General features: G+C 46.5%; 17 protein-coding genes and 1 pseudogene. 12 read left to right on the plus strand and 6 right to left on the minus strand.

The features are described 5' to 3' along the window. The first annotated feature begins 14 nt into the window (after positions 1 to 14). On the plus strand, positions 15 to 929 hold the full coding sequence (locus IQ263_RS08650) for a PPC domain-containing protein (protein ID WP_194067071.1): 915 nt from the start codon (positions 15 to 17) through the stop codon (positions 927 to 929). Positions 930 to 1,112: 183 nt separating this feature from the next. Here IQ263_RS08650 and IQ263_RS08655 read toward each other — a convergent pair whose 3' ends face one another. Together IQ263_RS08655 and ribD are read right to left on the minus strand one after the other, a co-directional pair. Further along, positions 1,113 to 1,724 (minus strand): hypothetical protein, encoded by a 612-nt coding sequence (locus IQ263_RS08655; RefSeq protein WP_194067072.1) that lies wholly within the window; start codon positions 1,722 to 1,724, stop codon positions 1,113 to 1,115. 52 nt (positions 1,725 to 1,776) lie between these two features. Next, positions 1,777 to 2,952: a bifunctional diaminohydroxyphosphoribosylaminopyrimidine deaminase/5-amino-6-(5-phosphoribosylamino)uracil reductase RibD gene (gene ribD, locus IQ263_RS08660; protein WP_194067073.1), complete on the minus strand. Its 1,176-nt coding sequence runs from the start codon at positions 2,950 to 2,952 to the stop codon at positions 1,777 to 1,779. Between the two features lie 187 nt (positions 2,953 to 3,139). Here ribD and IQ263_RS08665 point away from each other — a divergent pair, with 187 nt between their 5' ends. Both IQ263_RS08665 and IQ263_RS08670 read left to right on the plus strand, forming a co-directional pair. Continuing rightward, positions 3,140 to 3,997, plus strand: a complete 858-nt coding sequence (locus IQ263_RS08665) for an FAD-binding domain-containing protein (protein ID WP_194067074.1) — start codon at positions 3,140 to 3,142, stop codon at positions 3,995 to 3,997. Positions 3,998 to 4,453: 456 nt separating this feature from the next. Then, positions 4,454 to 4,867 (plus strand): hypothetical protein, encoded by a 414-nt coding sequence (locus IQ263_RS08670; RefSeq protein ID WP_194067075.1) that lies wholly within the window; start codon positions 4,454 to 4,456, stop codon positions 4,865 to 4,867. A gap of 389 nt (positions 4,868 to 5,256) precedes the next feature. Here IQ263_RS08670 and IQ263_RS08675 read toward each other — a convergent pair whose 3' ends face one another. Next, positions 5,257 to 5,799, minus strand: a complete 543-nt coding sequence (locus tag IQ263_RS08675) for a cyclic nucleotide-binding domain-containing protein (protein WP_194067076.1) — start codon at positions 5,797 to 5,799, stop codon at positions 5,257 to 5,259. A 192-nt stretch (positions 5,800 to 5,991) separates the two neighbouring features. After that, on the minus strand, positions 5,992 to 6,198 hold the full coding sequence (locus IQ263_RS08680; protein WP_194067077.1) for a hypothetical protein: 207 nt from the start codon (positions 6,196 to 6,198) through the stop codon (positions 5,992 to 5,994). A 321-nt stretch (positions 6,199 to 6,519) separates the two neighbouring features. On the opposite strand from IQ263_RS08680, the gene IQ263_RS08685 reads away from it, so the two are divergent. The 3 genes from IQ263_RS08685 (at position 6,520) to IQ263_RS28370 (ending at position 8,455) form a co-directional block, all read left to right on the plus strand. Beyond that, on the plus strand, positions 6,520 to 7,539 hold the full coding sequence (locus tag IQ263_RS08685) for an outer membrane protein (protein ID WP_228049899.1): 1,020 nt from the start codon (positions 6,520 to 6,522) through the stop codon (positions 7,537 to 7,539). A 451-nt stretch (positions 7,540 to 7,990) separates the two neighbouring features. After that, positions 7,991 to 8,239 (plus strand): type II toxin-antitoxin system VapC family toxin, encoded by a 249-nt coding sequence (locus tag IQ263_RS28365; protein ID WP_228049900.1) that lies wholly within the window; start codon positions 7,991 to 7,993, stop codon positions 8,237 to 8,239. Positions 8,240 to 8,266: 27 nt separating this feature from the next. After that, on the plus strand, positions 8,267 to 8,455 hold the full coding sequence (locus tag IQ263_RS28370; RefSeq protein WP_228049901.1) for a type II toxin-antitoxin system VapC family toxin: 189 nt from the start codon (positions 8,267 to 8,269) through the stop codon (positions 8,453 to 8,455). On the opposite strand, the gene IQ263_RS28375 is transcribed toward IQ263_RS28370, so the two are convergent. Beyond that, positions 8,446 to 8,598, minus strand: coding sequence for a hypothetical protein (locus IQ263_RS28375; protein ID WP_228049902.1), 153 nt, complete (start codon positions 8,596 to 8,598; stop codon positions 8,446 to 8,448). The genes IQ263_RS28370 and IQ263_RS28375 overlap by 10 nt on opposite strands. 12 nt (positions 8,599 to 8,610) lie before the next feature. Between IQ263_RS28375 and IQ263_RS08700 the strand changes: the two genes are divergently transcribed. The 6 genes and pseudogenes from IQ263_RS08700 to IQ263_RS08725 all read left to right on the plus strand — a co-directional run bounded on the left by IQ263_RS08700 (position 8,611) and on the right by IQ263_RS08725 (position 19,539). Then, positions 8,611 to 8,886 carry a hypothetical protein gene (locus tag IQ263_RS08700; RefSeq protein WP_333194373.1) on the plus strand — a complete coding sequence of 92 codons (276 nt, stop codon included), beginning with the start codon at positions 8,611 to 8,613 and terminating at the stop codon, positions 8,884 to 8,886. Beyond that, the gene (locus tag IQ263_RS08705) at positions 8,879 to 9,220 is read left to right on the plus strand and encodes a type II toxin-antitoxin system PemK/MazF family toxin (RefSeq protein ID WP_194067079.1); all 342 of its coding nucleotides are present in this window, start codon (positions 8,879 to 8,881) and stop codon (positions 9,218 to 9,220) included. The genes IQ263_RS08700 and IQ263_RS08705 overlap by 8 nt, the downstream gene beginning before the upstream one ends. Positions 9,221 to 9,284: 64 nt before the next feature. Continuing rightward, a complete protein-coding gene (locus tag IQ263_RS08710) occupies positions 9,285 to 12,404 on the plus strand; it encodes an AAA family ATPase (protein WP_194067080.1) in 3,120 nt (1,039 codons plus the stop codon). 397 nt (positions 12,405 to 12,801) lie between these two features. Then, the gene (locus tag IQ263_RS08715) at positions 12,802 to 16,110 is read left to right on the plus strand and encodes a PAS domain-containing sensor histidine kinase (RefSeq protein ID WP_194067081.1); all 3,309 of its coding nucleotides are present in this window, start codon (positions 12,802 to 12,804) and stop codon (positions 16,108 to 16,110) included. Between the two features lie 316 nt (positions 16,111 to 16,426). Beyond that, a pseudogene (locus IQ263_RS08720) lies at positions 16,427 to 17,618 on the plus strand (RNA-guided endonuclease InsQ/TnpB family protein). A gap of 52 nt (positions 17,619 to 17,670) precedes the next feature. Then, positions 17,671 to 19,539, plus strand: coding sequence for an adenylate/guanylate cyclase domain-containing protein (locus IQ263_RS08725; RefSeq protein WP_194067082.1), 1,869 nt, complete (start codon positions 17,671 to 17,673; stop codon positions 19,537 to 19,539). A 157-nt stretch (positions 19,540 to 19,696) separates the two neighbouring features. Here the strand turns inward: IQ263_RS08725 and IQ263_RS08730 are convergent, their stop codons facing one another. Further along, positions 19,697 to 20,464, minus strand: a complete 768-nt coding sequence (locus IQ263_RS08730) for a YebC/PmpR family DNA-binding transcriptional regulator (protein ID WP_194067083.1) — start codon at positions 20,462 to 20,464, stop codon at positions 19,697 to 19,699. Positions 20,465 to 20,469 lie beyond the last annotated feature (5 nt).

Genomic DNA, 20,469 nt, shown 5'->3' on the forward strand with positions numbered 1-20,469 from the left:
GATTTTTTTTAATAATGCTAACCCTCAGAACACTGTTCGACAGCAAATTTTATCTCGAAAACAACCCAGATGTCGCCGTAGCAGTTGCCAGAGGCACGGTATCGAGCGCCTTCGATCACTACCGAAAAATTGGCAAATTTGAAAATCGCGATCCCAACGCCCTGTTCGATGCCAGCTATTATTTAGACACTAATACAGACGTAGCAGCATCAGCCAAACTCAACGGCTTTTCAGCCGCCGATCACTTTATCAAATTCGGTCAATTTGAACGACGCAACCCCAACCCGTTATTCGATGTTAGTTTCTATCTAGCAAGCAACCCAGACGTTCAGACAGCAGTCCAGACAAATCAATTTACCGCCTTTGAACACTACTTTAAAGTCGGTCAACTTGAAAACCGCAAACCGAGCGCTTTCTTCGATCCCAGCTTTTATCTAGAAAAATATCCGCTGATACAAGCAGCAGTCACCAGCGGCGCAGTTAAAAGTGCGATCGACCACTACATTCAATTCGGCCAACCAGAAGGATTGTTGAGTACACTCCCCGATCCCGCCGACAACTTAAACGCAGCACAAAACCTAGGAATTCTTGGAGAAATTCAAACAGCGAGCGATTTTGTCGGCGCTGCCCAACCAACCGACATTTACAGTTTCATCCTGAATACTCCGAGCCTTTTTAGTGCAACAGTTGACGGTTTGAGTGCAGATATTGATGTAGAATTAATTCAGGATCGGGGCGGCAACGGCGCAGTTGGATTAGAGGATCTTATTGCTTCATCTAACAATTTAGGTACAGCTTCAGAAACAATCGTCAGCAATGGAGCTTTGCCTCCGGGGACTTATTTCCTCCGCGTGTCTCAATTTCAAGGCGATACCAATTACAACTTGAGATTGCTATCCGCTCCCTCAGTAATACCTCCCCAAACTTAAAATATAATTAACGTATATAGCAAGCCTAAATCAGTCAAAAAAAACCACACTTCTCCTCACTTCTCCACTCTTCCTTCGCGCTCTTTGCGCCTTCGCGGTTCGTAAAAAAAATCTGGTTTACAAATGATTTAGACTTGCTATAAAGCTGACAGCAAAAAAAACGATCGACAATTTGCCCAAGTCTTAATTCGTACTTTCCGGCCCGCCCGGAGAAGGCAAAGATTGAACCGGTGTTTGAGGCCAATTAGAGCGACTTTTGCTGAGAGTGGCCGATACCAAAGCATAGCCCAAAACAGCAGGCAGGACGATCGCGCTCAGCAACACGATCGCCGCAGCCCAAGTCATCGCATTCGACATCGGGCCGTAATGACTGCGGTAAGGGTCAAAACTTGGTAAATTAGGCCTCGGAGCGTCCCGCAGCGCGATCGGGCGTTTGAACCGCACCCGCCTGTCATCGAGCTTTTCGAGCAAAATCCAGCCAACTTCCGCCTCTTCCCGGCACAGCTTGTGAAAAATCGCCGGATTGCGAAACAAATCCCTGCTAGCCCGGACAATCTTGTACTCCCAAACCGCCAAATCATCAGAATTGCGATCGGATTTAGGATTGCCGTTGGAGCGCGCATTTTCAGGCGCATTAAAATTATCTTCTTGAGATTCGTACCGAGTCAAAACTTCCTCCTCTTCGTCGCATTTTTCCCCCGCAACCGATTGCTCGCGGCTCACCAAGACACCCACGATTGCAGCCTCTAAACCGAGACTACCAACCATCAAACTCCAAATCAGAATTTCCACCATAAAAGGAGTTAAAATTTAAAAATTAAAAACTAAAAAAATTCGCTTTTAACTTTCAATCTTTAATTTTCAAATAGCCTTCCACCACACAATCTGCACCCACCGTGCGCCAAGAAACCCGCTCCAAAGTCAAAGCATCAGTCATTGCCGAAAACCCCAAATCTCCCACAGGAGTGGGAGCATCTCGGCCGCCAACAATTTTAGGAGCAATAAAAGCCATAATTTTTTGAACCGCACCTTCAGCAATTGCCTTAGCCGCCAAAGTGCCACCACACTCCCACAGTACAGAAAGAAAAGAGCGATCGTACAAATAAGCCATCACATTAGTCGGTGTCAGCGGCGACAATTCTACAACTTCCACCCCTTTTGCTATCAAAAATTCCTGAAATTCCGGGTTAACCCCAGCTTCAGTCAGCACCAAAGTAGCCGCCGAGGAGGTTTCCCACAACCAAGCCGACTTCGGCAAATCCAGAGTGCGGCTCATCACCACCCGCAGGGGATTATTTCTGTCAGGGTGATGGCTAGTGAGTAGGGGATTGTCCAAACGCACCGTATTGCCGCCAACAATCACCGCATCGCAGCCGACGCGCAGCCGGTGTACCTCGCTCCGAGCCTCCGAACCCGTCACCCAAGCGCTGTGACCGGTATTGGTAGCAATTTTACCGTCCAAAGTCATCGCATATTTCAAAATTCCAAAAGGCCGGCGGTACAAAATCCGGTGCGCGAAAGCTTCGTTGAGTTTCTGACAAGCTTCCCCTTCCACTCCCGCCACCACTTCAATCCCGGCTTCCCGCAACCGGGCGAGTCCAGCGCCGGCTACCAAAGGATTCGGATCGACCATGCCAGCCACTACTTTTGCCACCTGGGCTTTGACTAAAGCTTCGGTACAGGGAGGAGTACGCCCGTGGTGGTTGCATGGTTCCAGGTTCACGTAAACTGTTGCTCCGGCGGCGAGTTCCCCCGCTTCGCGGAGCGCAAATACTTCGGCGTGAGGTTGGCCGGCACCGGGATGAAACCCTTCGCCGACAATCTTGCCGTCTCGGACAATTACAGAACCGACTAGGGGGTTGGGTGCGGTTTTGCCGAGGGCGCGGCGGGCCAATTCTATGCAGCGGCGCATCATGGCTCGATCGAACTCTTGAACTTGGCTGTTGTCCAGTTGTTTGGTAGATTGCTGCTGTCGGTTAGCTGAATTGGCGATCGATTGAGCGTCCGCCCCAAAAGTGTCCATAAGATTTTGCTATGATATCTAACCCTAAGTTTAGTGACTTTGATGCTAATTTTGGGCCGCCAACGATCGATTCCTGCTAGGCCCACTGTACGGTATCGGGAGTCAAGGGCAACAAGCGGGCGATCGGGCAGCTTGTTACCGCAGCAAATAGCTTTAATATTAACTAACAGGCGCTTAAGAAAAAACAATGAGTCAGGACATGAAGCGGGAATTTACCAGCCGCGACGAATTAATAGCCTACGTCAGCCAACAGTTTCCCGAAGCCGCCGCCCAGGATAGCAACATACCCGCAACCCCAGGCGGGCGCAAAGCAGCCGAGACAGCCCTGCAACAAATTGATCCCGGCAAATACGCCTCCACCCGCAATTTCCTCAACGGCGCGGTAACGCGGTTGTCGCCCTATTTGCGCTACGGCGTTTTGAGCCTTGCCGAAGTGCGAGATTTCGTGCTCTCGAAAGTGCAGCATCCAGAAGATGCCGTAAAACTTGTCAACGAATTGGGTTGGCGGGATTATTGGCAGCGACTTTATGCCGAATTGGGCAAGGGGATTTGGCAAGATAGGGAACCCTACAAAACTGGTTACACTGCTAAAGATTACAGCGAAACTCTGCCGCAGGATGTAGTCGAGGGCACGACTGGTAACGTTTGTATCGACAGTTTCAGCCGCGAGTTGCGAGAAACCGGTTATCTGCACAATCACCAGCGGATGTGGATGGCTAGTTATTTGGTACACTGGCGGCGCCTGCGCTGGCAAGCCGGAGCTCGCTGGTTTTTGCAGCACTTGCTAGATGGAGATCCGGCGAGCAACAATCTTTCTTGGCAGTGGGTAGCGAGCACTTTCAGTCACAAACCTTATTTTTTTAATCGGGAAAATTTGGAGCGTTACACTAAGGGAGTTTATTGTGGCGATTGTCCTTTTTACGGGCAGTGCGATTTTGAGGGAACTTATGAATATTTAGAAAGCAAGTTGTTTCCTCATGGCGAAAAGGTCGATCGCACGGGCGGTTCTAGAAGTTGGCAACGCCATAAAAAAGGTAGTCAGTAGTCAGTAGTCAGTAGTCATTAGTCATTAGTCATTAGTCATTAGTCATTAGTCATTAGTCATTAGTCATTAGTCATTAGTCATTAGTCATTAGTCATTAGTCATTAGTTATTGGTTAGTTGTTATTGGTTAGTTGTTATTGGTTAGTTGTTAGTTGTTAGTTGTTAGTTGTTAGTTGTTAGTTGTTAGTTGTTAGTTGTTAGTTGTTAGTTGTTAGTTGTTAGTTGTTATTGGTTACTTGCTACGAATTCCCAATCCCTCCGCTTCGCTCCGCCCAATTCTCACTTCCCAATAACAAATAAATAACAAATAACAAATAACAAATAACAAATAACAAATAACAACTAACAACTAACAAATAACAAATAACAAATAACAAATAACAAATAACAAATAACAGTTAACAGTCAACAGTCAACAGTTAACAGTCATCAGTCAACAGTCAACAGTCAACAATTTATGAACAATCCGATTATTTGGCTGCACGGCGACTGTTTGAGTCCCCAAGGCCCCGCTTTTCAAGCACACCCAGACGCACCGGCAATTTGGGTTTGGGACGACGCGCTCATCGATGAATGGCAGTTGAGTCTCAAACGAATGGTGTTTATTTACGAATGTTTGCTGGAGTTGCCGGTAGTTATTCGGCGCGGCGATGTGGCTGCGGAAGTTATCGCTTTTGCTCAAGAATCCGGGGCGAATCAAGTAGTCACAACAGAAAGTCCCAGCCCTCGGTTTGAGGATATTTGTCAGGAAATTAGGAGCTCGCTTCCTGTGGAAGTTTTGCCGCCAGAAGCCTTTGTCCGCTACGATGGCTACATTGATTTGAAGCGTTTTTCCCGCTACTGGCGCGTCGCTGAAAAATATGTTTTCTAATCGGTAATGGTGATATCAAATCCTCTCTTTATCGGAATAGTGAATTCACTGTTAACTGTTAACTGTTAACTGTTAACTGTTAACTGTTATTGGTTATTGGTTATTTGTTATTTGTTATTTGTTATTTGTTATTTGTTATTTGTTATTTGTTATTTGTTATTTATTTATTTATTTATTTGTTAGTTGTTATTGGGAAGTGAGAATTGGGCGGAGCGAAGCGGAGGGATTGGGAATTCGTAGCAAGTAACCAATAACAACTAACCAATAACAACTAACCAATAACCAATAACCAATAACAACTAACCAATAACAACTAACCAATAACAACTAACCAATAACCAATAACCAATAACTAATGACTAATGACTACTGACTACTGACTTCTTCTCTCAACTCGCCTTCAAACGCTGCAAGAGCCATTCAAATCTCGATTGAGCCAAATCTAGATTTTCGACGTGGGGGGCGATCGCCCGTTTGCGATCGTCGGGGTCTTCATATGTTAAAGAATCAGTCTCTTCGCCGAAACGTTGGACTGTACCCCGCAGTCTTGACGACAGAAATCTGGTAATCGCCCGATAAAACCTCAGCGCAAACATTACATCTTGTTCCAATTTTTCTGTTAGCAGCCGCCTGGGAATTGACAGGATGAAGCACTCATCAATTGACGTGACGCTAGCAGAAGGAAGCCTCCCGTCTACAAAAGACATTTCGCCCAACACTTCCCCGCAGGTGATTGTTCCAATTTCTTTGCCGCCCAAAGATAATGCAGTAACGCTCAAATTTCCATGCAGAACTATGTACATCGCCTCTAAGGGCTTACCTTCGGTGATGAGGGTGATGCCGCTAGGGATTGTGGTGCGGATACCGTTGGCGATCATCCAATCGATGTCGCGATCGCTCATTTCGCCTAATATGACTAGAACTTTGTTCATAAAGTCAGGTTGAAATCGAATACTTTCTATTTTTTAGTTGTTTAATTGCGTGCTGCTTTTAGATGGTCATACCCTGAGGGAAAGCGAAGGCTAAACTCTACTAATTAAACACTTTATTTTACACGATTATAATATTTAATAATTTTTACACTCTCGATCTACCACTCTTTTTTGGATCAGTGATATCATACATCATTTTTCGGAGACTGTGCAGTCGATCGCCCGCTGCGAAGAGCCCTTGCTGTAGCCCCGCCGGATTCCCAAAACAATTTTGGAAGCGTGCTGTCTCTCGGTTTTGAGTCTGTGCGCCCTAAAAAAACCAATTTTTCGATCGTTGCTGCGAGTCGGTGCGCCCCAAGTACAGAATTGTAGAATACTCCGATCGCGCGATCGACCCATCAATTCAACACAGCGCGGGGGTGAAATCCCCCCTTGGATTGATTTTTATCAGTTCGCTCTCTAAATTAAAAGTAGCATCTCAATCCGCAGTCCGTTCTTGAATCTAATCAGCTAGAGAGTTGACTGTTCAACGGTTGAGTGCCAATCTAGGAACAAGACAAGTGCTATTTGTGTCATTTTTTAGTAAAGCTCTCAACAGGAGCCCTCCAACACTTACACTTTTAATACACCGTTCCTTGAGGAGTGTCTATGAATAGTCTATTTTCCAAGTCTACTTTTGCGCTAATAAATCTTGCAGTTTTAGCAGTTTGTTGCGGTATCATGCCAGCAAAAGCTGAAACTGGAAACTTGCCCGATGTCGGTACAGCGACAAAGGCGACGGCTCAAAATATTGACCAAATTTCTGAGCCTGTGGCAACTTCAGCGGTTAAACCCGATGCAGAAACCATCGCTACTAATACAAAAATTGATTCTATCAGTTGGAGCGAACTAACAACACCGGCAGAGACAGCAGCCTCCGCACCAGCCGCCAACTTGCCAGCATCTGTGGCTGCACAGTCGGAATCTGTAGCAACAACATCAGAAATTGCTGGGACAGAAACAGCAAAAATGGAGTATGCGCCCATTGCTGCCGAGAAACAAAACTCGGAAGAAACACCTAAAATTGCGGATAATAGCGTCAAAGTGCAGCCCAAGGTGGAGATGGGCGAAAAGCTCGATCGCCCCAACTTGGAACTGACAGCAGCAAAGGAAGAAAAAGAAGTCAAAACAGCGCGAGAAGTGTTAAGCAATCCTGTCAGCACTTCCGCCAAAACCCTGACAAACCAACCGAAACTTGCCGAAAAACCCGCAGCAGTCTCCGAACCAACTGAAAAAGTAGCTCAAGTCCCCACCATTAGACCGGGCAGAGCTACCCGTTCTGGGCCCAGCTACATAGGCATTGGCGGTAATATAGGTTTTGGCGGAGATTCAGCCCTAGGCGACACTTCATTTGCGATTATTAGCAAAATTGGTTTGACTAACAATTTCTCGGTGAGACCGAGTGTTTTGTTCCGCGATAACTTAACTGTTCTCGTCCCCGTTACCTACGATTTTGTATCGAAAGAAGCTGTCGAAGTCAGCGATGATTTTGTGATTACTGCTGCTCCTTATGCAGGTGCTGGCGTAGCCGTTTCTACGGGCGATAACGGTAATTTTGGCTTCCTGCTTACAGGGGGTGTAGATGTACCGCTGTCGAGGAATTTTACAGCCACAGCGGCACTGAATGTGGGTTTTCTCGACGGAACTGATGTGGGATTGTTAGTCGGTGTCGGCTATACCTTCCCGAATATTGCTAGATAGTTTTGCTATTTGAGCAAACGCACGATCAGTAAATAAGCGCGGGGTTGACTGTAGGAATACAGTCAGCCCTTTTTTGATGGTGGAAAATCAACAGCAATCGAGAACACGGCTATTCGGATAACATGGCAATTTGGAGAACACTTAGTTGTATAATAGATAAACTAGCCTTACTAAAAAGTAGAATCCTATGTCGCAGGGAATCTTCAACAAAATCCTCAATCAGCTTGACACCCTGGAAGTGCTAGAACTGCAGCAACTAGAGCGCGCTATTGGGAACTCTCTGGCTCAGAAATAACAAGCTGCTCAACGCACAAGATTTCACCAAGCGCTGTTAACTTCTGGTTTAGTCAAAAAAATCAAGCATTCTTCTTGGACTCAGCAAACACAAAGGCGACTAATTCCGGTACAGGGGCAGCCTGTTTCTGAGACAATTATTGAGGAACGCCGCTAGATGACAATTTATTTTGTAGATAGCAGCGCGCTGGTCAAACGCTACATTAGTGAAATAGGTTCGGGATGGGTTTTGAATTTGTTCGATCCTGCACTGAACAACGATATCTTGATTGCTGGTATTACCAGTGTGGAAATTGTTGCTGCAATTACCAGAAGGTCGCGCGGCCGAAGTATCAATGCGACAGATGCTACAGCAGCGTGCAATCAGTTCAGGAGTGACCTGCAATCTGAGTATCAAGTTGTATAATTCACCGAAAGTATTATTAACTCTGCAATGGCATTAGCTGAAACCTACGGATTGCGAGGCTATGATGCTGTGCAGCTAGCAACAAGCTGTAGCATAAATAACCTCTGCACAGCTAACAATTTGCCTGCGATGACTTTTGTATCTGCTGATGGGGAGTTAAATGCAGCAGCAACAAGTGAGGGTTTGATAGTTGAAAATCCTAACAACTATCCGTAAGGTCGATCGCCCGTACAAGAAAAAGCAATTCGCCAAACGCGGAAATTCGGAGAATGAGGTGCCAAATTAACTGCGATCGCCCAGAGGGATTTTTGTGAAAGATATAATGATGGTTGTATCGATCGCGCTTTTTCACCAATCACCCCAAAAAAACCGTGACCAAAACAGAAATCTTAGCCGCACTCAAAAATCTGACAGCAGAAGAACGCCTAGAAATCATCGAAACAGCCTCGCGGATGATGCGCGACGACATAGAACAAAAAGCCCAGCGCAAAGCCGAGAGAAAGCTGAAACTCAGAGCCGCCGCAGAAGCAGCGGTTCCTTTGTATGAACCAGGAGGGCCGCTGCACGATTTGTGGTCGCCCGACAGCGAACCGTATTTCGATTCAGATGAAGAATACCTGAGCGCAGGGGTAAAAACCAATGCGTAAGGGCGAAATTTGGCTCGTTAGACTCGATCCAACTGTGGGAGATGAAATCGGCAAAACTAGACCTGTTGTGGTTGTCAGCGATGATGAAGTGGGAAAGTTGCGGCTCAAAGTAATTGTTCCAATTACAGGATGGAACGATCTTTTTTCCCCGCTTGATTGGATGGTTCCACTAGAACCAAGTAGCGAAAATGGCTTGGCGAAACTCTCAGCGGCCGACTGTTTTCAAGTTCGTTCCGTCTCGCAACAAAGATTTGTCCGATCGATCGGAACCCTGTCCGATACAATTATGGAAGACATTTCCGAAGCACTGACAATTGTTTTGGATCTGGATTGAATAACTAGCCAACAGCACACAAATAGTGTTATTTATAGATAGATTGTATGGCGCGATGGCCTAAATGATTCCTATACAACTTACACTCAAAAATTTTCTCAGCTATCGCGAAGCTGCTTTAGACTTTCGCGGCCTGCACACCGCTTGCATTTGCGGGCCTAACGGTGCTGGCAAATCCTCTCTGCTAGAGGCGATCGCCTGGTCGCTTTGGGGCTGTTGTCGCAGCGATACAGAAGACGATATCATTCATATCGGCGAAACTGACGTGCGCGTTGATTTCACTTTTTCCACCGGCGGCCAAATCTACCGGGTGATTCGCAACCGCAGGCGCGGACAATCGGGAAGTTTAGAATTTCAAGTTAGTTTGAATGCTGCGCCGACTCAGGAGGAACTCTGTTTTCGCACCCTCACCGACAAGGGGCTGAGAAATACTCAGCAGAAAATCCTCGAACATATCAAATTAGATTACGATACTTTTATTAACTCGGCGTATTTGCGGCAGGGGCGTGCTGATGAGTTTATGCTCAAAAAGCCGATCGACCGCAAGCAAGTTTTAGCCAACCTCCTCAAACTCGATCGATACGACACTTTAGCCGAACAAGCCAAGGAAAAAGCCAGAGAATTTAAAGCCAAAGTCGAAGTCCTCAAACACAGTTTGCAAACCGTACAAGAGCAACTGCAACAAAAAGAGGCAATCTGCGACGAACAAATTCAATTGCAGCAAGCAACCGATTTGCTTCAGCAGCAGCAGCAAGCCGACACTGCAGAATTGCAGCAACTGCAACTCCAGCACCACAACCGCCAAACTTGGCAAAAACTCCTCGCCGGCCACCAGCAACAGCACTACAATATTTCTCAAGAATGCCGCCGCCTGCAGCAAGAACTCGCTGCGGCAAAACAGCAGGGAAATGAGCTGCAAGCCCTACTCGAACAGGAAAATGAAATAACAGCGGGGATTGCGTATTTCCATGATTTACAAGCCACAGAAGAAGCTCAAGCTGGAAAATTTAAGGTTAACCAACAAGCCCAAAATCAGCGCCAGCAATTACAAGAACAGCAGCGCGACGAACTGAGCTTTTTGCAAAACAAAATTCAGCAGTTACAAGCTCAATTAGATGTTTTAGAACAGGATGAAAAAGAGGTTCTAGGTGTTCTCAAACAGCAGCCGGAGGTTGACAAAGGACTCGCACAGTTGCAAGCAGTTCGATCGCGCCTCAGCGAACTCGACCAACTGCAATTGCAAGTTTCGCCGCTGCTACAACAGCAGCAGCAAAAGCAACAAAAGCTCGATCGCGCCCGCGCCGGTTTAACAGCCCGCTTAGAGGAAATCAACCGACAGGTGCAAGTTCAGCAGCAGCAGCGACAGCCGCAATTGCAGCAGGAAATCTCCGCCATCGCCAATCAAATTTTGCAGTTGGAAAACAAGCGAGTTTATCAAGAACGAGTCCGCGAAAAAGGCCAAGAAAGGCACAGCTTTCTGGAAAACCTGCAAGCCAAAAGCCGCGACTATCAAACCAGACTCGCCGAAATCGACCAAAAACTGCAACTGCTGCGAAAAAATGAAGGAGAAACCAGCGCAGGCGAAGCTACAGTCTCGAATTTTGAGGAAAACGAGCAATCGAATTCGCGTTTGATGGTGCGGGATGCAAATTTTGGCAATTGTCCTTTGTGCGATCGACCTTTAGACGAACACTACTGGAATTTGGTAGTCGCAAAACATCACTCCCAACAGCAAGAAATTTGGAACCAACTGTGGGTTGTGCGCGAACAGTTGGCCGTTTCCGATCGCGAAATTCAAGTCCTCAGACATGAATACCGCGAACTAGAACAGGAATTAGCGCCCTATCAAGAATTGCGGGAACGCCGCAGCCATTTGCAAGCACAATTAGACGGCCTGGATCAAGACGAAAACAGGCTGCAAAGTATGCGTCAAGATGCGGAGGAAATAGAGCGGTTGCTGAGTACCGGCGAGTATGCAGTCGATGATTTGGGCGAACTACAGCAAGTGGAACAGCAACTGCAACAGCTCAATTATAGCGATCGCAGTCACTCCCTCGCCCGCAGCGATGAAAAGCGCTTGCGGTGGGCGGAAATTAAGCAAGCTCAAATCAAAGATGCTCAGCAAAAACTGGATAAAATTAATACCCGCCGCCCGGATTTGCAAACTCAATTAGCCGCCGTACAACAACAGTTAGAACAGCAAAAAAATAGCTCGGAAATTCAGCAGCAAATTCTGTCTTTAGATAGATACATTGCGGAAGTTGGCTATAATTTGGAACAGCACGAACACGTCCGCAGCGAAATGCGCCGGACGCAATTTTGGATCGCTAGGGCCGAAAAATTGCGATCGGCAACTGTGCAGTACCCGCAAGTGCAGCAGCGGATTAATGAAATTGCTAATTCCATCGCCGTGCGCGATCGAGATTTGCAAGCTGTCAGCGCTCAAACTTCCGCGATGAACCAGCAGTTACAAGAACATCCCGATCCAACTGTTCGCATCAGCGCTGTAGAACAGCAAATAAGCCGCCGCCGCCAGCAGTTAGACCAACATTTGGGAAGTCTCGGAAGACTCCAGCAGCAACAGCAAAATTTGGAATCTCTGCAAGTTCAGCTAGTAGCTCAAAAAGAGCAAATACAAGTTACAAAGCGCCAATATCGAGTTTATCAAGAGTTGGGTCAAGCTTTTGGCAAAAACGGCATTCAAGCTTTAATGATTGAAAATGTTTTACCTCAACTAGAAGCGGAAACTAATCATATTTTGTCGAGATTGAGCGCGAATCAGTTGCACGTTCAATTTATTACTCAGCGGGCGGCTGCTTCTAAAAAAGCAACTAAGTTGATTGATACTTTAGACATTTTAATTGCTGATGCTCGCGGTACTCGCCCCTATGAAACTTACTCTGGCGGTGAAGCTTTTCGGATTAATTTTGCGATTCGGCTGGCGCTGGCGAGATTGTTGTCTCAGCGGGCGGGTACGGCTTTGCAAATGTTGATTATTGATGAGGGATTTGGGACTCAAGATGCGGAAGGGTGCGATCGGCTGATTGCTGCAATTAATGCGATCGCTCCTGACTTCGCCTGTATCCTCACCGTCACCCACATGGCGCAGCTCAAAGAAGTTTTTCAAGCCAGGATTGAAGTAAGCAAAACTGCTCAGGGTTCTTGCATTAACTTGTCGGTTTAGAATGGTTATATCATTTTCGATTTTTGATTTTCGATTCAAGAAGACCGGGCAGTATCCTGGTTTTGTTTGTATAGGCAAATACGCTTGGGTTCGCGCTATTTATTCCCCGGAGATTCCCCTAAATCCCCCGGATAGTCGGGGGACTTTGACATCACTCTTGTCCCACCCCCTACTCCCCTTCTTAAGGGGGGCTAGGGGGGATCTCCGGGCTTAACTGAACCGTATTGTTGTGTGCACGCTCTTCCATTCGCCCGCGCTTCATTTCCCCGTCGGCTTTTAGGGGCTGCTGAGTTTGTTAGGTTAAACTAAAAATAAGACTATAAAATAAGAATACTTCAATCTCTTTAAACTTTTTTATAGTTCTGTCCACTCCTTCGGAGTTTGGGTATTACCACTCATGATAACAGACTCTTTCCACCTGTCTCTCCTAGAACGGGCGATCGCCGCGTCGAGCAACAGCATCCTGATTGCAGATGCTAACAGCCCTGATACACCTATTATTTACTGCAATCCGGCTTTTGAGAAATTGACGGGTTACAGTACCGAAGAAGTTATGGGACGCAACTGCAGATTTTTGCAGGGTGCCGATACCGATCGCGCCGAATTAGACAAACTCCGCAGCAGTGTGCGATCGGGAACAGAAATTAAGGTTGTTCTCAAAAATTACCGCAAAGACAAAACTCCTTTTTGGAACGAATTAACCGTTTCCCCCGTTCTAGATGGCGAGGGAAAATTAACTCATTTTATCGGAGTTCAAAATGATATTACCAAAAGAATCATAGCCGAAACAGCCCTGCAAGAAAGCGAGGAAAGATTGCGGGCCATCGCCACTACAACTCCCGTTCCTATCCTAATAACCTGCCAGTCAGACAGCACAATATTGTACGCAAATCCCGCCCTAGGCGAAACTTTTGGTTTGAACTCCGAAAAGTTTATCGGCAGCAAAAAGAGCGATTTTTATGCCGACGCGAGCGAGCGCCATAAATTGCTAGAATTAGTCAAAGAAAAGGGGTTTAGCGACGGTCAACAAATCTGCCTCAAAAAAGCAAACGGCAGTTTGTTTTGGGTAAAAATGTCGATGCGATCGATTAATTTTAACGGTGAAGCGGCAATTTTATCGGCATTTTACGATATTACCGATCGCGTAGAAGCAGAAACAGCACTCAGAGTCAGCGAAGCGAGATTTCAAAAATTAGCCGCCAACGTTCCCGGCATGATTTATCAATTTAAGCTAGCAGCAGACGGAACTTTGTCATTTCCCTACGTGAGTTCCGGCTGCCGCGAACTCTACGAATTAGAACCAGAGGTGCTCCAAAATTCTGCTATTGGCGCGATCGAAATGCTTCATCCAGACGACGCGCCAAGCTTCCACGAATCTCTGGCTGTGTCAGCTAAAACATTAGAACCTTGGCGCTGGGAAGGCAGATTAGTTTTTCCGGGCGATCGCATCAAGTGGATTAGCGGGGCTTCCCGACCAGAAATTGGCAAAAAAGGTGATATTATTTGGGACGGCTTGTTGATCGACATTAGCGATCGCAAACAAACAGAATCAGCACTGTGGCACAGCGAAGCCAGATTTCAAAAAATGGCCGCCAACGTGCCCGGAATGATTTATCAATACTTGTTGCGTACCGACGGTTCCAATCAATTCACTTATGTCAGTTCCGGCTGTTGGGAACTCTACGAATTAGAACCGGAAAAACTGAAAAAAAACTCAACTTTTATGTGGTCGTTGGTGCATCCAGACGACATAAAACCTTTATTAGAATCCCTAGCTATTTCCGGGGAAAATTTACAACCTTGGACCTATGAAGGGCGGATCGTCACCAAGTCAGGAAAATTAAAATGGATTCGCGCCATTGCCCGGCCCGAACTGCAACCGGGCGGCGATCTGCTTTGGGAGGGAGTAACCATCGATATTAGCGATCGCAAGCTAGCAGAAATCGCCCTAGGCGAGTCAAAAATCGCCCTACAACAAGCCAATCAAGAACTAGAAAAGCGCGTCCTGCAGCGCACAGAAGCCTTGTACGCCTCGCAAAAAATGCTGTGGTTGGTGATAGACAACATCCCTCAGTTAATCACCTGGAAAAATCGAGATTCAGTTTACTTGGGAGGTAACAAAAACTTTGCCAAAATCGCAGGTTTCAATCATCCCAGTGAAATCGTCGGTCTCACCGACTACGATATGCCTTGGAAGCCAGAAGAAACAGAATTTGTTCGAGCCTGCGACCACCGCATCATGGCAACCAACACCCCAGAATATCACATTATCCAGCCGCAACTGCAAGCCGACGGCACCCAAGGCTGGGTGGATACAAATAAAATACCTTTACACGACAATTACGACAATGTAGTCGGGATTTTGTCTACCTTTGAAGACATCACCGACAGGCTTTCCCTGCAAGCTCAAGTCCGGGGTAGCGAGGAACTATTTCGCAAAATTTTTGAAGATGCACCCATAGGGATATACTTAGCCAATTTAGAGGATAACCAGTTAGTGCGAGTTAATAAAAATTTCTGCCAAATGCTGGGTTCTTCCGCTGCCGAATTGTTAGGTAAAACATTTATAGAAATTGGACATCCCGAAGATCGAGCCCAAGAACTCCAAGTGGCTGCTGCTCTTTATCGGGGAGAAATTGCCAGCTATCAAATCGAAATCCGCCAGATGGCGGCGACAGGTAAAATTGTTTGGGTAAACGTGACATCTACTCTGATTCGAGATGGCGAAGGAAAACCTCTTTACAAACTAGGGATGATTGAAAATATTACCAACCGCAAAATTTCCGCAGCAGCACTCCAAGCTTCCGAATCTCAATTGAGAAAACAAGCGACTCAATTGCAAGAAGCCTACGAACAACTCCAATACGCTCAAATCCAATTAGTTCAATCCGAAAAAATGTCGAGCCTCGGTCAAATGATGGCCGGGATTGCCCACGAAATCAACAATCCTGCAACTTTTATTCACGGCAATATTTCTCACACCCAGAACTATTTTAACGATTTAATAGAAATCTTGAATCTCTACCAGGAATCCTACCCGTCCCCAGCTCCTCAAATTGTTGAAAAGGTTAAGGAGTTAGAATTAAATTTTCTCAAGGAAGATTTGCCAAAAATGTTACATTCCATGAGAGTAGGGATAGAAAGAATTAGTAAAATTGTGTTGTCGCTCAGGAATTTTTCGCGACTGGATGAATCAGAAATGAAGTTGGTAGACATTCATGAAGGGATTGACAGCACACTATTAATCTTGCAGCATAAATTGCATCAAGAAAATCCCAAAAGCCGGATTGAAATTATTAAAGATTACGGAAAAATATCAAAAATTGACTGTTGTGCGGTGCAGTTAAACCAGGTCTTTCTAAATATTATCGGCAATGCGATCGAGGCTCTAGAAAACCAACCGCAACCCCGGACGATCGTGATTCGCACAGAAATGAAAAAAGCCGGGTTGACAAGCCACAATCAAAGCAAGCTGAGTGAGTGCGATCGCCTTGTCATTTGCATCGCCGACAGCGGCCCGGGAATGACCGAAGAGGTTCGCAAGCGGCTGTTTGACCCGTTTTTTACGACCAAAGCGGTCGGGTCTGGCACAGGCTTGGGGTTGTCCATCAGCCATCAGATTGTGGTAGAAAAACATAGGGGAAGTTTGCAGTGTATCTCTCGACCCGGACAGGGAGCGGAATTTTGGATTGAAATTCCGGTGTAAAGGATGGAAATTTAGCTAAAAGTTTAAATATCTAACTTTTAATGCCCAATTGCCATCGGTGCTTGAGTTATCGGGGTTTTGAATTAACAACACTCAGAGGCCGAAATTAATCGCATTCAGCGGTGCGCCCATCTGCTGCCCTTATAAGAAATAAGCTGAAAACCCTGTGACTTCAGTCCGGGGATGAAAGGTCGCGGGAGGCTTTAGCCTCAAGCGTAAGCTTCCTGTTTCATCATTGTAAACTTTTTTGACTTATCGAACAATCTTATGTCAAACTTATGTCAAACGATATAATATAAAAACGTGAGGTAAAGCCATGTTAGTTTTTGAGTTTAAATCTTACGGCAAGCAGAATCAGTACAACGCAGTAGATGAAGCAATTCGTACCGCTCAATTCATCCGCAATAGCTGTTTGCGATATTGGATGGATCACAAAAAAGTGGGTCGGTACGACTTGAATAAATACTGCGCTGTACTTGCGGCTACGTTTCCTTTTGCCTCGGAACTAAACTCAATGGCTCGACAATCGAGCGCAGAGCGAGCATGGTCTGCTATCTCCCGGTTTTACGACAACTGCAAGAAGAATGTTCCAGGTAAAAAAGGGTATCCACAATTCCAGAAAGACTGTCGTTCGGTAGAGTACAAAACGTCTGGATGGAAACTAGCTGAAGATCGGAAATCGATAAATTTTACCGACAAAAAAGGGATTGGGCGATTAAAGCTCAAAGGTACACGCGACTTGCACTTCTACCAAATCAATCAAATAAAAAGGGTGAGATTGGTTAAACGAGCAGATGGTGTGTACGTCCAATTCTGTGTGGATGTTAACAGAAGGGAAAATACAGAACCGAATGGTACTACAATCGGATTAGACGTGGGATTAAAAGAATATTACACCGACTCGAACGGAACTACGGTAAAAAATCCGAGGTTTCTGAGAAAAGGTGATCAAGTTCTTAAACGCGCTCAACGCCGCGTATCCAGAAAGGTTAAAGGTTCAAATAACAGGGGCAAAGCTAGGCAGATTCTAGGCAAACGCCACCTCAAAATAAGTAGACAGCGCAAAGACCATGCAATAAAACTTGCAAGGTGCGTAATCTCATCAAACGATGTAGTCGTCTACGAAGATTTGAGAATCAAAAACATGGTGAAGAATCATTGCTTAGCTAAGTCTATTAACGATGCTTCTTGGTATCAATTTCGTGTTTGGCTTGAATACTTCGGAAAAGTATTTGAGAAAATCACGGTGGCGGTAAATCCGCAATATACCAGCCAAGAATGCTCGCGTCTGCGGTGCAATCGTAAAGAAAACGCTATCTACAAGAACGCACGTTTGTAAGTGCGGTTGTGTTTTAGATCGTGACGAAAATGCAGCTAGAAACATCCTAAGTCGGGGATTGGGTACGATAGGGCATATCGGAACCTTTGGTCTTGAGCCAAGTAACGCTTTAGGAGAGTTAACCTCTACTGTCGTTGGAGAAATCCTGCCTCAGCAAGTCGGCTCGTAAATTAAAGAATCTCCGCGCGTTCACGCCGGAGAGTGTCAATCACTAGGCAATTATGCTGAAAAAACTACCTTTCTCCTGGTCTCGCTACATTCCAGCCGGGTTGACGCTCGTTTTGGGTGTGGGAATGTCTGCCCTAGCGTTTGCCTTGGTTTGGGACTGGGAAGACAAGCGCCGCGACTACGAAATGAACCGCCGCATAGACGATATTTCGATCGGCATCGAACGCCAGCTAAACTCCGACTTAGACACAGTGCTCGCCCTCAGCGACTACATGAAAGCCTTCAGCGCCGTCGAGCGCTCATCTTTTGCCAGCTTTGTCGGCCGTCCCCTATCCGTCCACCCCAGCCTGCAACTGTTGGCTTGGGTGCCCCGCGTCCCCAATTCCGAGCGGCAAAACTACGAAGCCAAAGCCAGAACGGAAACCGACTCCAGCTTCGAGATTACAGAGCGCAGCCCCCGAGGAGAACTGCGTAAGGCCAGCCAGCGTTCCGAATACTTCCCGGCTTTATACGTCGAACCAACAGCCGGAAACGAGACAACATTGGGCTTTGACCTAGCCTCTGCCCCAAAAATCAGCGCGGTTCTCGATCGCTCGCGCGATACCGGAGAAATGACTGTCACCAGCTACATCGGCCTAACTGAGGAAAATTTCCCGGAACCCGGTCTTTTGGTAATGGTTCCGATTTACCAAAACAGCGCTAAACCGACTACCCTCGAATCCCGCCGCCAACTGCTGCAAGGATTTGTTCTGGGCATATTTCGAGGCAAAGATATTTTTCAAGCTTCTTTAAAAGGACGCAATACCGAATACCTCACTATTTATCTCGGCAACGAGGCTTCAGACAAGCAAGAAGCACGGTCGCTGTTACCGCTAAGGGGGAACCGAGTTGTCAAAAATCAGGCGGCTAGGAGCCAAATTCAGCATTTTGGGTTGATTTTCCAGCCAGATCTCCAACAAGTGCTGACCGCATCGGCCGCAGCAGAACGCGCTCTCCGGTCAAACTGCCCGATTCAAGACGATCGAGACCTCGATCGCAAAGCCTGCCAAAGGCTGGTAAAAATTAGCGGCCGCCAGTGGTCAGTGTACGTGTCAGCAACGCCGGAAATTCGCAAGATTCGCAAGCACTGGCGCTCTTGGGGAACTCTGACGATGGGGATGCTGTGGACTCTGATTCCGGTGACATATATGCTGACAGCTTTGAGCCGCACCGCCCAAATCGAAAAGCTAGCCCGAGAAAGAATTAGCCAAGCCGAAAAGTTACAGACTGCTTACCAACAGTTGGAACTCGAACAAGGTAAATCCGAGGAATTGCTGTTGAACATTTTGCCGGCAGCCATCGCCCTGCGTTTGAAGGACAACGAACACAATATCGCCGAAAGTTTTGCGGAAGTAACTGTGATGTTTGCCGACATTGTGGGGTTTACAGAGCTTTCGTCGAGAATTTCGGCGACTGCGGTGGTGGAAGTTCTCAACGATATTTTTTCGGCTTTTGACCATTTGGCCGATCGCCACGGTTTAGAGAAAATTAAGACTATTGGTGATGCTTACATGGTTGTCGGCGGTTTACCTACGCCGCGAGAAGATCATGCCGAGGCGATCGCCAATATGGCGATCGATATGCTGCACGAAATTCGGCTGCTGAGTTTAGAGCATTCGGAACCTTTCAGCATTCGGATCGGCATTAGCAGCGGCCCTGTAGTTGCCGGCGTCATCGGCCTAAAAAAGTTTATTTACGACCTTTGGGGCGACACAGTAAATATTGCTTCGCGCATGGAATCCCACGGGATTACCGGCTGCATTCAAGTCACCGCCGAAACCTACGAAATATTAAAAGATAAATATACATTTCAGAAGCGCGGCGCAATTCAAATCAAGGGAAAGGGATATATGGTTACTTATTTGCTGACTGGAAGAAAATAATTTATGGACGCAAGGGCAGTCAGAAACCGTTTTTTTTTTAACAAAAAACGAGTTTCTGAGCGCAGCCTCGGTAAAACCCGGTTTCTTAGCTTTGATTCGTAAGTCATAGATTGGATCGGGGATGCGGACTAAAGTTCTCACTAGGAACCAAGGGAGTTTAAGTCATAATCGCCGACATCAATTCATCGGTCATTTCAAAATTAGCCGTCACGCTTTGCACGTCGTCCAAATCTTCCAGCGCGTCCATTAACTTCAGGAGCGATTTGGCTTTTTCAGGAGTTTCTATTTCCACTGTATTGCTCGGAATCCAGCGATTTTCTGACTGCAAAACTGTAAAACTTTGTTGTTTCAAAACATCAGCAAGCTTTTCCAAATTAACCACATTTGTAAAAACCTCTGCACCTTCAGTATCCTCATCAATTGATATCAAATCATAGGATTCGGCTTCGGCTTCTAGGGAAGCTTCAAACAATTGTTCCTCATCAATGGGGCCGCCGATCGTACAAACTCCTTTGTGGTCAAACATCCAGCCCACACAACCAGTTTCGCCCAAATTGCCACCATTTTTACTAAAAGCTTCTCGCAAGTCAGCCGCCGTGCGGTTGCGGTTGTCTGTCAGCGCTTCAATCAGTATCGCAACACCTCCCACGCCGTAACCTTCGTAGCGAATAGCTTCTAATTCCGAACTCCCCCCGGCTAAACCGGCACCTTTGGCGATCGCCCTTTCGATGTTTTCACTAGGAATACTCGCCGCCTTGGCTTTTTCAATAGCTGTCCGCAGTTGAAAATTGCCGGCGGGATCGGGCACTCCGCTACGGGCGGCGACAATAATTTCGCGAGATATTCTAGCAAAAATCTTGCCTTTAACAGCGTCAACTCTAGCTTTTTGGCGTTTAATATTCGCCCATTTACTGTGTCCAGCCATACCGA

It is taken from the genome of Tychonema sp. LEGE 06208, assembly GCF_015207505.1.
In the GTDB taxonomy this organism is placed as follows: Bacteria; Cyanobacteriota; Cyanobacteriia; order Cyanobacteriales; family Microcoleaceae; genus Microcoleus.